The sequence below is a fragment of the Actinoplanes oblitus genome, assembly GCF_030252345.1.
GTDB classification, from domain to species: domain Bacteria; phylum Actinomycetota; class Actinomycetes; order Mycobacteriales; family Micromonosporaceae; genus Actinoplanes; species Actinoplanes oblitus.
Genome location: NZ_CP126980.1, coordinates 6,183,558 through 6,197,703 on the forward strand (window position 1 = coordinate 6,183,558; position 14,146 = coordinate 6,197,703).

Consider the following 14,146-nt stretch of genomic DNA (forward strand, 5'->3'; position numbering starts at 1 on the left):
GGCGGGAAGAACGCCCGTCAGCAGAGGAGGTCGTGCAGCGCCGCGACGCAGTTCGCCACGTCCGCCACGTGCGCGCTGTGACCGAACGAGCGGGGCCGGGGAATCGCGACGTCGAGCACCCGGCGGACCTGTCCCGGCCGGGCGCTGAGCACCACGACACGATCGGCCAGCAGCACCGCCTCGGAGATCGAGTGCGTGACGAAGACCGTGGTGGCCGGCGCTGACATGTGCATCGCCTGCAGCTGCCCGGCCAGTTCCTCGCGGGTCAGCGCGTCCAGGGCGGAGAACGGCTCGTCCATCAGCAGCACCCGGGGCCGCTGGATCAGCGCCCGGCAGAGCGCGACCCGCTGCTGCATGCCGCCGGAGAGCTCGTGGGGATGCCGCCGGTGGAACCCGGCCAGGCCGACCGCGTCGAGCAGTTCCGCCGCCCGCTCCCGGTACTCGGCCCGGGGCAGGCGCCGGATCTCCACCGGCAGCATGACGTTGCCCAGCACGGTCCGCCAGGGCAGCAGCGCCGGCAGCTGATGCATCAGCACCACGTCGCGGCGGGGGCGGTGGACCGGCGTACCGCCGATGGTCACGCGGCCACCGGTTGGCGCGAGCAGCCCGGCCATCAGGCGCAACAGCGTCGACTTGCCGCAGCCGGAGCGCCCGATGACGGCGACGAATTGGTTCTCGCCGATCGTCAGGTCGATGTCGCGCAGCGCCGCCACCTCGCCGGCACGGGTGGTGAACGTCCGGGACACCCGCTCCAGCACGATCATCCGGAGATCGCCCGCGCCCACGGCACCAGCCAGCGTTCCAGCACCACCACCAGGTAGAACAGAGCGGTGCTGAGCAGCGCCAGCAGGGTGATGGCGGCGAACGCGAGCGGCGTGTCCAGTGACATCCCGGACAGCACGATCACCGCGCCCAGCCCGCCGCTCGGGTTGTTGATCTCGGCGACCACCGCGCCGATCACGGCCAGGGTGACGGCGACCTTCAGGCCGGTGAACACCTGCGGGAGCGCCCACGGCAGGCGCACCTTGACGTACGTCTGCCAGCGCGACGCGGACAGCGACCGGCTCAGCTCGCCCAGCTCGGCCGGGGTCGAGGTGAGCCCGGCCATCGTCGCCACCACGATCGGGAAGACGCAGATCAGCACCACCAGCACGATCTTCGGCCGGGCGCCGAAGCCCAGCCACACCACGAGCAGCGGGGCGAGCGCCACCTTCGGTATCGAGTTCAGCGCGACCAGCACCGGCAGAGCGGCCCGCTCCAGCGCCCGCCACGCGGTGAGCAGCACCGCGACCAGCAGGCCGAGCGCCACCGCGATGCCGAACCCGGCAAGGGTCTCGGACACCGTGGCACCGGTCTCGCGGATCAGGTAGCCGGGCTGGGCACGGAAGGCCGCCACGATGTCCGGTGGCGCGGGCAGGATGATCTGCCGGATGCCGAACACCGCGGTGGCCGCCCACCAGAGCACCACCGTGCCGACCACCCCGGCGATCGGCAGGGCGGCTCTCACGGGTGTCGCCCGACGGTGGAGTAGGTGAGGATTCCCCGCACCACCAGCCGGGGGTCCTCGGCGAGCCGGCACAGCCGGTCGAGGTCGCGCTCGGTGAGCCCGGCGCCGAGCAGACCGGCCCGCTGCTGCTCGACGTTGACCGCGATGAGCCGCGCCCCCGCGGTGCCGCCCGGCCAGGACCGGGCCCGGACCTCGGTGGTCACGTCGACGAGCCCGGCCGCCAGCATCGCGGCGTGCAGCCGGCAGGCCCACGCCGGATCGTTGCCGTTGCCCGGCAGCAGCCGTCCCACCAGGATGTCGTAGTAGCGTTCGACCAGCTCGGCGGCGGCCTCGTCGGGCGCGGCCAGCACCACCCCGCGGATCGCCGAGGCCCATTCCTCGACGAGCAGGATCCCTTCCGGTACGAGGGACGCCGCCAGCCGTTCCAGCACCTCCACCCGGCTGGGCAGGTGAGACAGCACCAGCCGCGCGTGGATCAGGTCCCACGGCGGTGCCGGGACCGGTTCGGTGATCAGATCGTGGCGCAGCACGTCATAGCCCGCCCCGGCCCGCAGGTGCCGCGGCTTGAGGTCGGTGGCCAGCACCGGCCCGGCCCGCTCGGCCAGCCAGGCCGCGATGCTGCCACCGCCGGCGCCGACCTCCAGGCAGCGCCGCCCGGTGAGGTCGCCGAGGGCCGCGAGCCGCTCGACGGTGAACGGGTCGAGGATCTCGGCGAGCAGCCGGTGCCGCAGCGCCGCGATCGGATCGTCGTTGTCGAACGAGTACGTCCCCCGCCGCGTCGCCATCGGCTCAGCCCGCCGGCGCCAGCGAGAAGTCGACCACCGCGTCCGGGGTCAGGCTGCCCGGCGGGACCAGCCCGTTCCTCTCCAGCGTGGCGATCGCCGTGCCGACCCGCTGCTTGTCGATCACCCCGGACGTCTTCACGTACGGCGTCATCAGGGTGATCTCCCCGACCGCTGCGGTCACGTCCGCCGCCGGCTGCGCCTTCTTCATGATCTCGGCGGCTTCCTGCGGGTGCTCGATCGTGTACGCCAGCCCCTTGAGCGCCGCGTCGCGGAACCGCCGGGCCAGGTCCGGATTGCCCTGCGTGATGCTCACCGACGCGATCAGCCCGTTGCCGTACAGCTCCGGCAGGTAGGTGCTGTACGGCATGACCACGGTCTTCTTGCCACCGGCCGCCTTCTCCAGACCCTTCGCCCCGATCAGGAAGGTGCTCAGCGCGTCCACCCGCCCACCGGCCAGCAGCGCCGGCAACTGCGGCGGCGGCGCGTTGACCCACTGCACCTCGCTCGCGTCGATCCCGGCGAGTTTCGCGTAGCCCGGGAAGAGCAACTGGTTCACCGAACCGGTCGCGGCGCCCAGCTTGTGCCCCTCCAGGTCGGTGGGTTTGGCGACGGCGGAACCCGCCAGCGAAATGATCGAGACCAGCGTCTGCTGGTGGATCGCGGCTATCGCGCGGACGTCCTGGTACTGGCCTTTTCCGGCCAGGATCCAGGCCCCGGTCAGATCGAGATTGGCGAATTGCGCTTTCCCGGCCGCGAGTACCTTCAGGTTCTCCCCGGTCGCCGCGCCGAGCTGAATGGTGACGTCGATCCCGGCGTCCCGGAAATACCCCTTCTCCTGGGCGACCCAGGCGAAGGCGTCACGGCCCACCGCGCCGAAGGCGGTGAGATAGGTGACCCTGTCAGCTGCCGGCCTGCCGCCGTCCGGCTGCTCGTCGTCACCACACGCGGTGAGCGACAACGTCATGGCCATGGTGGCGGCGAGCGTGGCAAAGATACGCCTCATCGGACTTCCCCCGCATCGGTGACACATTGATCAACAACGATACGTTTCCGTGCGGAAGCCTAACCGATCAGTTCAGATCCGCGGTCGCCCACGACCCACCCGATTTCCGTACGCCCCGGCAGGCGCGCCGTTCTTTGCACGGCGTTCCGCGCAGCGATCGCCGCGACAGTCGTCACGGCGATCGGCGGATGCGGCCGGCCGCGCCCCGGGCCACCCAGGGTCAGCCGCATGGCGAGCAGCGACCTGCGGAGTGCGGACCCCGCTCAGCACCTCGATCCGGGCGCCGCCCAGCGACGGCGGTTGTGCCGCCGCTCAGCGACCGCGATCGTGCCGCCGCTGAGCGGCCGGAGTCATCGCGCTCAGCGGCCGAAGGAGAACCGCCGCTTCTTCTGCGGCCGGAAGCCCTGCAGCATGTCCGCGCCCTGGCGCAGCGCCCGGCTCGCCCGGGTGGTCCCCCGCCGCGATTCCAGGCGGTCACTGAGCTTGCGCGCCCCGGCAGCCGCCAGCGGCACCGCGATCGCCATCACCACAAAACGTCGAATGAAGCCGAAAATCATCGGAACACTCCATCATCAGGCCGGACAATGCTTCACAAATACCCGCCTGGCCAGGGAGCCAATCCCCGGGTGAAACCCGTAACGCCGACACCACGCCCTGGTCGCCGATGGTCAGCCGGGTTCGGATTCGTGGCCGGCCGGGTGGGAGCGCAGCAGGCCGGCATAGGCGCGCTCGGCGGTGATGTCGCCGGTGATCACGCGGTGGATGGTGCGGGTGATCGGCATGGGCAGGCCGTGGCGGTCGGCCAGCCGGACGGCGGCGTGAACCGTCTTGACGCCCTCGGCGACCTGGCCCATCTCGGCGAGGATGTCGTCCAGGCCGCGGCCACGGCCGAGCTGCTCGCCGACGTGCCGGTTGCGGCTGTGCGGGCTGATGCACGTCGCCACCAGGTCGCCCATCCCGGCCAGCCCGGCGAGGGTGGTCGGCTCGCCGCCCATCGCGACAGCCAGCGTGGTGAGCTCGGCGAGTCCGCGGGAGATCACCCCGGCCCGGGTGTTGTCGCCGACGCCCAGGCCCTGGGCGATGCCGGTGGCGATCGCCACGACGTTCTTCAGCGCTCCGCCGACCTCGCAGCCGATCACGTCGTGGTTGGTGTAGACGCGCAGCAGGCCGCGCCGGAACACCCGCTGGATCTCGGTGGCCACGGTCAGATCCTCGGTGGCGATCACGGTGGCCGCCGCCATGCCCGCCATGATCTCCTTGGCCAGGTTGGGGCCGGTGAGCGCGGCCGCCGGATGCCCCGGCAGCACCTCCTTGATCACCTCGGTCATCCGCAGCAGCGAGTCCCGTTCCAGCCCCTTGCTGAGGCTGACCACCGGGATCCACGGGTGCAGGTCCGGCTTGACGCGCTCCAGGGTGGCGCGGAACGCCCCGGTCGGCACGCCGACGACGAGCAACTCCGCGTGGCCGGCCGCCTCGGCGAGGTCCGAGGTGGCACGCAGGCGGGGCGGGAGCGGGAAGCCCTGGAGGTAGCGCCCGTTGCTGTGCTTGGCGTTGATCTCGTCCGCGGTCTCGGAGCCGCGCGCCCAGATCAGCGACTCGTGGTCGCGGCGGGTGAGAACGGAGGCGACAGTGGTCCCCCACGAACCAGCGCCCAGCACAGTGATCCGCATGATCGCCCTCCTCCTCGGCGCCTTCGGCGCGCCTTGAGGATACGGCCGCACAGACGTCCCCTAGGTCCGTCCACGCGCGACGAGCAGCCCGCCAGGATCCCGCCATCGCCACACCCGTGACCGTCGGCGTCCGCTCCTGACCCGCGGACAGCGAGCCGGGACCGGACTCCAGGCCGGCCAGCCGGAACCGCGCTGACGAATCCCGGGTCGGAACCGTCGCACGGCTGCCGGCGCGGGACCGGACTCACGTCACGGGACGTCGTCCGGTCCCGCGGGATGCCGGCGGGAGCGGACCTATTGGAAGCTGACGGCGGTCGGGCGGACGACCAGCACCACGCGGTGCTCGGCGTCGCCCGGCGGGCCGTCGAACCGCATGCCGTAGCGGTCGGCCAGCTTGGCGAAGAACTCGGCGCCCGGGTCCGGGTCGGCGCGTTCCAGGACGCCGCGGACCTCGAGGTAGCGGTAGGGCTGGTCCGGGTCGTTCACCGAGAGGCTGACCCGGGGCTCGGCTAGCAGGTTCTGGTATTTGCGGCGGATCGTGGTGTTGGTGAAGTAGAGGTACGTGCCGTCGTAGCTGAACCACATCGGGTTGACCTGGGGCTGCCCGTCGGGGCGGACGGTACCGAGGTGGCCGAAGAGCGGGCGCTCAAGAAGATCGACATGGCTGTCCGGGATGACACTCATAGCTCGACCTTATAACAGAGCCCTGACACTCCGCAGTACACTGTTGCCCATGGAACTCGGTGATCGCCTCGGCCTTGTGATCAAGCGGGCGGAGCAGGCGCTGATCGCGCGCAAGACGGCGGCCTTGCGCGAGTTCGAGCTGACCGTCCCGCAATACGCGGCGCTGCTGCTGCTGGCGTCGGCCGAGGGGATGTCGGCGGCGCAGCTGGCGCGGGAGTCGATGGTGACGCCGCAGACCATGTCGACAGTGCTGGCCAACCTGGAGGCGAAAGGCCTGATCGCCCGCGAGCCGTCCCCGATGCACCAGAAACTCGTGGTCAACCGGGTGACTCCGGCCGGTCACGCCGTGCTGCTGAGAGCCGACGCGGCGGCCAGCCGGATCGAGACCCGGCTGGCCGCCGCGTTCAGCGAGACGGAGCGCGATCAGTTCCGGTCACTGCTCGAGCGCGCCATTGCCGACCTCACCCGCGAGTGATCACCGCGAGCATCGGGGACACGACCTCACGCGCGGGTGATCCAGAAGGTCAGCCCGATCGACTCGTCGGTGAAGGCCCGCGGGTCGGGCCACTCCGGCTCACCGGCGGCGAAGTCGGTGGCCAGCACCTCGTCAGCGACCAACTCACCATGCTCGGTCAGGGCCAACCCGGTCTCCCCCGCCGCACTGAAACGCAGCCGGATCCGGTCGGCGACCTCCAGGCCGCTCGACTTGCGCGCCTCCTGGATCTGGCGGATCGCGTCGCGGGCCAGGCCCGCACGGCGCAGCTCCGGCGTCAGGTGCAGGTCCAGCGCCAGCGTCGCGCCGGCGTCGGAGGCCACCGCCCAGCCCTCCCGCGGCGTCTCGGTGATCACCACCTCGTCCACGGCGAGGATCACCGGCTCCTCGCCGACGGTCACCGTGGCGGCTCCGGTCGTCCGCAGACTGGTTTTCAGCTCCGCGGCGTCCGCGGCCTGGATGGCGGCCGCGACCTGCTGGACCGCCTTGCCGAACCGCTTGCCCAGAGCGCGGAAGTTGGCCTTGGCCGTGGTGTCGACGAGCGATCCGGCGAGTGGCTCGACCGCGTTGACGTTCAGCTCCGCGGCGATCTCGTCGAGCAGCTCGGGCGGCAGGTCGGCCGCGCCGGAGACCAGCGCGCGGGACAGCGGCTGACGGATCTTGAGACCGGACTCGGCGCGGGCGGTGCGGCCCAGCTCGACCAGCCGCCGGGTGGCCGCCATCCGCGCGGAGAGCCGCTCGTCGACAAGCGCGGCATCCGGCTCGGGATAGGCGGCCAGGTGCACCGACTGCGGCGCCCGCGGATCGACGGGCACGATGAGGTCCTGCCAGACCTGCTCGGTGACGAACGGGGTGAGCGGCGCCATGAGCAGAGTCACGGTGCGTAGCGCTTCGTGGAGGGTGGCGAGGGCGGCCGGGTCACCCCGCCAGAACCGGCGACGGCTGCGCCGCACGTACCAATTGGAAAGATCGTCGATGAAGGCGGCGATCAGCTTGCCGGTCTCGTGCGGGTCGAACGCGGCCAGGGCCGCGTCAACCCTCGTGATGAGCTGCTGGAGCTCGGAGAGAACCCACCGGTCCAGGGCGGATCGCTGGGCGGGCGCCGGGTCCGCCTCGGTCGGCGTCCACTTCGCGGTACGCCCGTAGAGCGCCTGGAACGCGACGGTGTTCCAGTACGTCAGCAGGACCTTACGAACCACCTCTTGCAACGCCGCGTGACCGACCCGCCGGGCCGACCACGGTGAGCCGACGGCGGCCATGAACCACCGGACCGCGTCGGCGCCGTGCTGGTCCATCAGCGGGATGGGTTCGAGGATGTTGCCGAAGTGCTTGGACATCTTGCGGCCGTCCTCGGCGAGGATGTGGCCGAGGCAGACGACCGTCTCATAGGACGAGCGGTCGAAGACCAGGGTGCTGACCGCCATCAGGGTGTAGAACCAGCCGCGGGTCTGGTCGATCGCCTCCGAGATGAACTGGGCCGGGAAGCGCGACTCGAACAGCTCACGGTTCTTGTAGGGATAGCCGAACTGGGCGAACGGCATGGAACCGGAGTCGTACCAGGCGTCGATCACCTCGGGGACGCGCCGGGCCGGCGAGTGGCACTCCGGGCACGCGAAGGTCACCTCGTCGATGAACGGCCGGTGCGGGTCCAGGCCGGACAGGTCCCGAGCCGCCAGGCCGGACAACTCCTCCCGGGACCCGACGCAGGTGAGATGGCCGGCCTCGCAGCGCCAGATCGGCAGTGGCGTGCCCCAGTAGCGGTTCCGCGACAGCGCCCAGTCGACGTTGTTGGTCAGCCAGTCGCCGTAGCGGCCGTGCTTGAGGTTCGCCGGCTGCCAGTTGGTCCGCTCGTTCTCCCGGAGCAGGGCGTCGCGCACCGCTGTGGTGCGGACGTACCACGACGGCTGGGCGTAGTAGATCAGTGCGGTGTGACACCGCCAGCAGTGCGGGTACTTGTGCTCATAGGGCTCGTGGCGGAACAGCAGCCCGCTCTCCCGCAGCTCCTCGACGAGCGGCCCGTTCGCCTCACGGAAGAACATGCCGCCGACCAGCTCGATCTCCGGCTCGAACGTGCCGTCGCGCCGCACCGGATTGACCATCGGCAGCCCGTAGGCCCGGCAGCTGGCCAGGTCGTCGGCGCCGAACGCCGGCGCCTGGTGCACCAGTCCGGTCCCGCTGTCGGTCGTCACATAGGTCGCCAGGATCACCAGGTGCGCGTCCGGCACGTCGACCAGCTGGAACGGAGGCTGGTAGGTCCACCGCTCCAGCTCCTTGCCCTGGAATTCCTCGCCGGTCGGCGTCCAGCCCTCGGGGATCAGCGGCTCGGCGACCACCAGGCGCTCCCTGCCGTCGGTGACCACGACGTAGGTCACCGACGGGTGCACCGCGACGGCGGTGTTGGACACCAGGGTCCACGGTGTCGTCGTCCACACCAGCAGCGACGCGCCGCCGGCCAGCGGACCCGAGGTGAGCGGGAACCGCACGTAGACCGACGGGTCGACGTCGGTCTCATAACCCTGGTCCAGCTCGTGATCGGAGAGCGTGGTCTGGTCGCGCGGGCACCACGGCGCCACCCGGAAGTCCTCGACCAGCAGCCCCTTGTCGAAGATCTGCTTGAGCGACCACCACACCGACTCGATGTAGTCCGGGTCCATCGTGCGGTAGGCGTCGTCCATGTCGACCCAGTAGCCCATCCGCCGGGTGAGCTCGGTGAACGCGTCGGTGTGCCGGGTCACCGACTCGCGGCACCGCGCGTTGAACGCGGCGATGCCGAACGCCTCGATGTCCTGCTTGCCGGTGAATCCCAGCTCTTTCTCCACGGCCAGCTCGACCGGCAGGCCGTGGCAGTCCCACCCGGCCTTGCGGGCCACGTGGTAACCCTTCATCGTCCGGTATCGCGGGAACACGTCCTTGAACACGCGCGCCTCGATGTGGTGCGCGCCGGGCATCCCGTTGGCGGTCGGCGGGCCCTCGTAGAACACCCACTCCGGGCGGCCCGCGGACTGCCGCAGGCTCTGCCCGAAGACGTCGCGCTCCTGCCAGAACCGCAGGATCGCGTGGTCGAGAGCCGGAAGATCAACCTGGGCGGGGACCGGACGATACATGCGGACGACCCTACTCAGCGCCGCCCGGCGACGTGGCAGCGAACTTACCTCGGTCGCCCGGCAGAAACGCGACGTACGTCACTCGACCACGTCGGCGGCCGACTCCCGCAGCACACCGCGTCGCGGCCGGCACCTGTCGTCCACGCACCGCCCGGCGAGTACGCCGAATCTTTTCGTACGACCGTCGGGCCGATTTTGTCGGAGGCCCCCGCTACGTTGCCGTCGATGACAGCCGAACTGACGTTTCCGCACCTCCTCGCCCGTCCCGGGCCGGTGACCGATGGCCGCTCGCCGCCACCGGATCGTGGCGGACGAGCCCGGCGGCCGGTGGCTGTGCGATGACGCGCCGGGGGCTCGCCGGATTGGTGCGCCGGTCATTCTCGGTCAGGATGGGCGGATGCGAGTGTCGATCTTGGTCGGTCAGGTGCCGGCGGTGTGGGACGTGGAGACGAACCTGGCCACGGTGCGGGAGGTGGTCGGCGAGGCCCGGGCCGGGGACGTGGTGGTGCTCCCGGAGGGGATGCTGTCGGGCTACGGCGAGGACCTGGGGCCGCTCGGCACGCTCGATCCGGCCGCGGTGACGGACGCGATCGGGCAGGTGGCGGAACTCGCCCGGCGACACGGCGTGCACGTGTTCTGCGGGACGTTGCTGCCGGAAAACGGCGGCTGGGCGAACGCCGGGCTCTACTTCGCGGCCGGCGGAGGACACCAGGTCTATCGGAAGATCAACCTGGCGATGAACGAGCGGGGGCCGCTGGTGGCGGGTGACGGCCTGCCGACGTTCGCGGTGGGCGGGGTGGCGGGGCCGGAGTTCGTCGCCGGGGTGCAGCTGTGCCGGGAGATCAGGTTTCCGGAGCAGTGGCAGCATCTCGCGGCGGCCGGGGCCGAGCTGCTGGTGTATCTGACCAACGCGGCCAATCCCCAGGAGCCGGCCGGGGTGTGGCGCAGCCATCTGATCAGCCGGGCGGCGGAGAACCAGCGGTTCCTGGTGTCGGCGAACATCGTCAGTCCGGCCCAGCACTGTCCGAGCATGGTGGTCTCGCCACGCGGCGAGGTGCTCGCGGAACTGCCCGCCGGGCAGCGTGGCCTGCTGCGGCACACCGTCGACCTGAGGGAGAACAGCGACTGGTATCTCGGTCAGCGCCGTGCGGACGTGCTGTCCCTGGCCTATCACCGCGGCTGAGCGGGGCCGGAGCCAGGCGGTCTGATCAGGGCCGGCCGGGCCGGGACCAGGCAGGCTGGTCAGGGCCGGCCGAGCCGGGACCGGACAGGCGGGTCAAGGCCGAGCGGGGCCGGGGCCAGGAAACCGGGTCAGGGCCGGGAAGGGGCCGACGGCGCAGGCGGTGAGGCCGTGGGACAGCAGGGTTCGGTGGGTGCGGGAGATGGCCTCGTGGCTGCCGACGGCGATGGGGTGCTCGCCGACGCGGCCGGTGTAAAGGACCAGCATCACGGCGTGGGCCAAGGGGATGCCGGGGAGTGCCGACCACAGCGCCGTCACCGCGGAGTCGAGGGTCTGCGAGCGGTCGGCGGCCAGGTACACCGCGGCGGCCGGGGAACGGTCGAGGCGGTGCGGGGCCGGCGCGGGTGGGTCGGCCGACTGCACCGCCGGCCACAGGGCCTCCACCAGGGCGGGCAGGTCGTCGTCCCGGCGGAAGTCGCGGCCGGCGGGGCGGGCCGGGCCGGTGCGGGGCTCGGACGTGACGAACGGATCCGCGCACTCGGGACAGCGGCCGAGGAGGTGGTTGGCCTGGCGGGCGAGTTCGCCGGGGTGTTCGGCGGTGTGCACCAGGTTGGCGAAGGGACCGTTCGCGTAGCGGGAGCGGATGACGCGCTTGATCCGGCGGGCGGCTTCGAAGGCGTCCGGGCCGCGCAGCACGAGGACCTCGGAGCCGGCGGTGCACAGGTAACGGTCGAGGAAGGCGTGCATCAGGACGTGGCCGTCCGCCGAGTACTCCGACCAGAGGAAACGGACGTCGGCGGGGGTCAGGGCCACCGGATGACGGCACACCACGGACAGTCCCTCGGCGGCCACCGCGGCTTCCACGGCGGTGCTCCTGACCGTACGCAAGCAGTCGGGTTTGAGAAGAATGAACGACCGGGACAAACCGCTCCCCTCCCGCCGTGCCGCCCTGACCCGCAACCTTACGGTGCCGGCCGCCGGAGGGGCCGCTCGGCGACGACCAGTTCGGTCGCGCGGTCGCAGGGCAGGCCGGGGGCGGCTTCGGCAAGTCGCTCGAGCAGGACCGGCGCCGGCGACGCTGACCGAGCGAGACCAGCCTTGGCGACACCGGGCGGGCGACACCGGGCGGGCAACACCGGACCTGGCGTCGCCGAAACGGGCACATCCTTGCGGGGCGGCAACGATCCGAGGAGAATCTGGGCAGGTTGATGACCCAGCCGACGCTTCGTGAGGAGATGGCTGGTGTCCGCGATCCCTGAGACCGACAGGAGTTCCGCGCAGCACCCCCAGGTGATCCACCTGGCGGGCGAGCTGGACTGGGGCTCGACAGCGGACCTCGGTCAGCGGTTGATGAGCATCGCCGAGTCGAGTACCGCCGGCACCATCGTGCTCGACCTGTCCGCGGTGAGTTTCCTGGACGCCCACTGCGTCCGCGACATCGTCCGATTCTGGAACGCTCTGACCGCTCGCGATCAGCAATTGTGGGTAGCTGGTCTGCATGGTGTCGCCCGCAAGATCTTCGACATCCTGGAGCTGACACCGATGCTGGCACGTCGGACGGACGATGACGATGGCGTGAGGGAGGCCAGTGACCGAGCCTGACGGACCGGTGGCCCGGCGCGACGACATTCCACCGGACGAACGCCGCCGGCGAGCCGACCTGTGGGAGGCCAGCGCCGACGAGCGCGAACGGCTCGCCGACGAGCGGGAACGGCTGGCCGACGAGCGCGAGTCCCTCGCCGACCAGCGGGAGCGGATCGACGACCGGCACGAGCAGACCCTGGACCGGCGGGAACCCGGCCGGGCGACACGTGCCTCGAGCGCCGGCCAGCCGGGCGACGACGATGACGAGGCGGCGGCGACGCTGGCGGCGGTGCGCCAGGCCGAGATGGCGGTGCGGCGCGCGGAGGCGGAACTGGAGCGGACCCGGCAGGCGGCCGCCCGGGTGCGGGCCCGCGCGGACCTGCGCCTGGCCGGTGCCGAGCGCGCCGCCACCGCGCGCGACCAGGCGGTGACCGCCGATGCCGAGGAGTCCGCCTGGCTGGCGGACCGGCGTGACTTCGTCGCCGCCGAACGCGAGGTGCAGGCCGCCGCCCGCGACGACCTGGCGGACCGGCGCGAGGAGGCCGCCGGGCAGCGCGAACGCCTCGCCGATCAGCGGGAGTACGACCTGCTGGATCGGGAGCACCGGCTGGATCGGCTCGGCCCGGCCGGCCGGCAGTCCCGGACGGCACGGTCCGGCGACGATCCGGCGCTGGACGCGAAGGCGCGGGCGGCCGGTCAGCGCCAGCGGGCCGCGGCGAGCCGGCGCGCGGCGGCGCACGACCGCGCCGAGGCGGCCCGGGTGTGGGGGCCGCAGACGTACGGGCCGATGCTGCTGGCCAGCTTCGCCCCGCTGGCCCGGCAGTTGCTGGACAACGACGACCTGTCCGCCGCGCTCACCCAGGTGCTGAAGTTCACCGTGGAGGCCGTGGCGGGATGCGACTACGCCAGCATCACGCTGGTGCGGCACGGCCGCGTCGTCGACACCGTGACCAGCGACGCGGACGCGGCCGAACTCGACGACGTGCAGTTCGCCACCGGCATCGGCCCGGCCGTGGAGGCGATGTCCGGCGTGCAGCCGGTCCACGTCCCCGACCTGTCCGCCGGGAAACGCTGGCCGGTGCTCGCCGCCACCGCCGTCGAGCTGGGCGTCTGCAGTGCTCTCTCGTTCGGTCTCTACGTCCACCGGCCGCCCGATCGGTCGGCGCTCGGCGCCTTCACCCTGTACGCCTCGGCTCCCGGCCCGTTCGGCGAGGAGGACCACGACTTCGGGTCCATCCTGGCCGCCTATCTGTCGGTGGCCGCCGCCACGGCACAGCGCCGCGACGAGGTCGACCGCCGGGAGGCGGCGTTGCATCGGGGCCTGAGCACCCGCGACGTCATCGGGCAGGCCAAGGGGATCCTGATGGAACGCGAGCGGCTGTCCGCCGGGGAGGCCTTCGACCGGTTGCGTCGCGTCTCCCAGCGGCTCAACCGCAAGCTCACCGACGTCGCCCAGCACCTCGCGGAAACCGGCGAGCTGCCCGCCTAGGGACCGGGCCCTATGCCCACTCGTGGGTCAGGACGGCGTACAGGTCGGAGTCCCGCCAGCCGTCGCGGATCAGCTCGGTCTCGCGCATCCGGCCCTCGTGACGCATGCCGATCCGGGTGAGGACCCGGGCGGAGGCGACGTTGCGCGGGTCGCAGGTGGCGTACACCCGGTGTCGCCGGTGCTCGCCGAACGCCGCGCCCACCATCCACCGGGCCGCCGCGGTGGCCAGTCCGCGCCCCCAGAATCCCGGGTGCAGCGAGTAGCCGATCTCGGCCTGATGCTCGCCGCGCAGGCCCAGCTCGGCACTGCCGGCGACGACGCCGTCGGCGACGATCGCGAAGACGAAACGGGTCGGGTCCGGCTGCTGCCAGGCCGCCGCTGCCGCACTGACGAACGCCTCGGTCTCCCGCGCCGTGTTCGGTCCCCACGCCTGGTACCGGCACACGTCGAGGAGCTGCGCGAACTCGTGCACCGCCGGCCAGTCAGCGACGGTCATCGGCCGCAGCGCGACGGACGTCATCGGGCGACCGCGCTCGCCTGCCGGGCCAGCGGGCCACGGCGGTCGGTGATCGTCCGGGCGGTCGGCATGCCGCCGGCGGTGGCGAGCCGGCCGAGGGGTCCGGTGGGAGACAGCATGCGAGGATCAT

General features: G+C 71.8%; 14 protein-coding genes. 4 read left to right on the forward strand and 10 right to left on the reverse strand.

What is annotated here, in order from left to right; genetic code table 11:
* Nucleotides 1–17: 17 nt before the first annotated feature.
* From Actob_RS27900 to Actob_RS27930, 7 genes are all read right to left on the reverse strand, one after another.
* Nucleotides 18–764: an ABC transporter ATP-binding protein gene (locus tag Actob_RS27900; protein WP_284914805.1), complete on the reverse strand. Its 747-nt coding sequence runs from the start codon at nt 762–764 to the stop codon at nt 18–20.
* A complete protein-coding gene (locus Actob_RS27905; RefSeq protein ID WP_284914806.1) occupies nt 761–1,507 on the reverse strand; it encodes an ABC transporter permease in 747 nt (248 codons plus the stop codon). Before Actob_RS27905 ends, Actob_RS27900 begins: the two co-directional genes overlap by 4 nt.
* Nucleotides 1,504–2,292, reverse strand: coding sequence for a class I SAM-dependent methyltransferase (locus Actob_RS27910; protein WP_284914807.1), 789 nt, complete (start codon nt 2,290–2,292; stop codon nt 1,504–1,506). Before Actob_RS27910 ends, Actob_RS27905 begins: the two co-directional genes overlap by 4 nt.
* Before the next feature lie 4 nt (nt 2,293–2,296).
* On the reverse strand, nt 2,297–3,295 hold the full coding sequence (locus tag Actob_RS27915) for an ABC transporter substrate-binding protein (RefSeq protein ID WP_284914808.1): 999 nt from the start codon (nt 3,293–3,295) through the stop codon (nt 2,297–2,299).
* Nucleotides 3,296–3,654: 359 nt separating this feature from the next.
* Nucleotides 3,655–3,852: a hypothetical protein gene (locus Actob_RS27920; protein WP_284914809.1), complete on the reverse strand. Its 198-nt coding sequence runs from the start codon at nt 3,850–3,852 to the stop codon at nt 3,655–3,657.
* 111 nt (nt 3,853–3,963) lie between these two features.
* Nucleotides 3,964–4,965 carry an NAD(P)H-dependent glycerol-3-phosphate dehydrogenase gene (locus tag Actob_RS27925; protein ID WP_284914810.1) on the reverse strand — a complete coding sequence of 334 codons (1,002 nt, stop codon included), beginning with the start codon at nt 4,963–4,965 and terminating at the stop codon, nt 3,964–3,966.
* Between the two features lie 294 nt (nt 4,966–5,259).
* Nucleotides 5,260–5,649: a PPOX class F420-dependent oxidoreductase gene (locus tag Actob_RS27930; RefSeq protein WP_284914811.1), complete on the reverse strand. Its 390-nt coding sequence runs from the start codon at nt 5,647–5,649 to the stop codon at nt 5,260–5,262.
* Between the two features lie 49 nt (nt 5,650–5,698).
* Here Actob_RS27930 and Actob_RS27935 point away from each other — a divergent pair, with 49 nt between their 5' ends.
* On the forward strand, nt 5,699–6,124 hold the full coding sequence (locus Actob_RS27935) for a MarR family winged helix-turn-helix transcriptional regulator (protein WP_284914812.1): 426 nt from the start codon (nt 5,699–5,701) through the stop codon (nt 6,122–6,124).
* A 26-nt stretch (nt 6,125–6,150) separates the two neighbouring features.
* Here the strand turns inward: Actob_RS27935 and ileS are convergent, their stop codons facing one another.
* A complete protein-coding gene (ileS, locus tag Actob_RS27940; RefSeq protein ID WP_284914813.1) occupies nt 6,151–9,246 on the reverse strand; it encodes an isoleucine--tRNA ligase in 3,096 nt (1,031 codons plus the stop codon).
* A 397-nt stretch (nt 9,247–9,643) separates the two neighbouring features.
* Here ileS and Actob_RS27945 point away from each other — a divergent pair, with 397 nt between their 5' ends.
* Nucleotides 9,644–10,429 (forward strand): carbon-nitrogen hydrolase family protein, encoded by a 786-nt coding sequence (locus Actob_RS27945; protein ID WP_284914814.1) that lies wholly within the window; start codon nt 9,644–9,646, stop codon nt 10,427–10,429.
* A gap of 93 nt (nt 10,430–10,522) precedes the next feature.
* On the opposite strand, the gene Actob_RS27950 is transcribed toward Actob_RS27945, so the two are convergent.
* Nucleotides 10,523–11,290 carry a hypothetical protein gene (locus Actob_RS27950; RefSeq protein WP_284914815.1) on the reverse strand — a complete coding sequence of 256 codons (768 nt, stop codon included), beginning with the start codon at nt 11,288–11,290 and terminating at the stop codon, nt 10,523–10,525.
* A gap of 378 nt (nt 11,291–11,668) precedes the next feature.
* Here Actob_RS27950 and Actob_RS27955 point away from each other — a divergent pair, with 378 nt between their 5' ends.
* Nucleotides 11,669–12,028, forward strand: a complete 360-nt coding sequence (locus tag Actob_RS27955; RefSeq protein ID WP_284914816.1) for an STAS domain-containing protein — start codon at nt 11,669–11,671, stop codon at nt 12,026–12,028.
* Nucleotides 12,015–13,499, forward strand: a complete 1,485-nt coding sequence (locus tag Actob_RS27960) for an ANTAR domain-containing protein (protein ID WP_284914817.1) — start codon at nt 12,015–12,017, stop codon at nt 13,497–13,499. Before Actob_RS27955 ends, Actob_RS27960 begins: the two co-directional genes overlap by 14 nt.
* A 10-nt stretch (nt 13,500–13,509) precedes the next feature.
* On the opposite strand, the gene Actob_RS27965 is transcribed toward Actob_RS27960, so the two are convergent.
* Nucleotides 13,510–14,019 carry a GNAT family N-acetyltransferase gene (locus Actob_RS27965; RefSeq protein WP_284914818.1) on the reverse strand — a complete coding sequence of 170 codons (510 nt, stop codon included), beginning with the start codon at nt 14,017–14,019 and terminating at the stop codon, nt 13,510–13,512.
* Nucleotides 14,020–14,146: the final 127 nt, after the last annotated feature.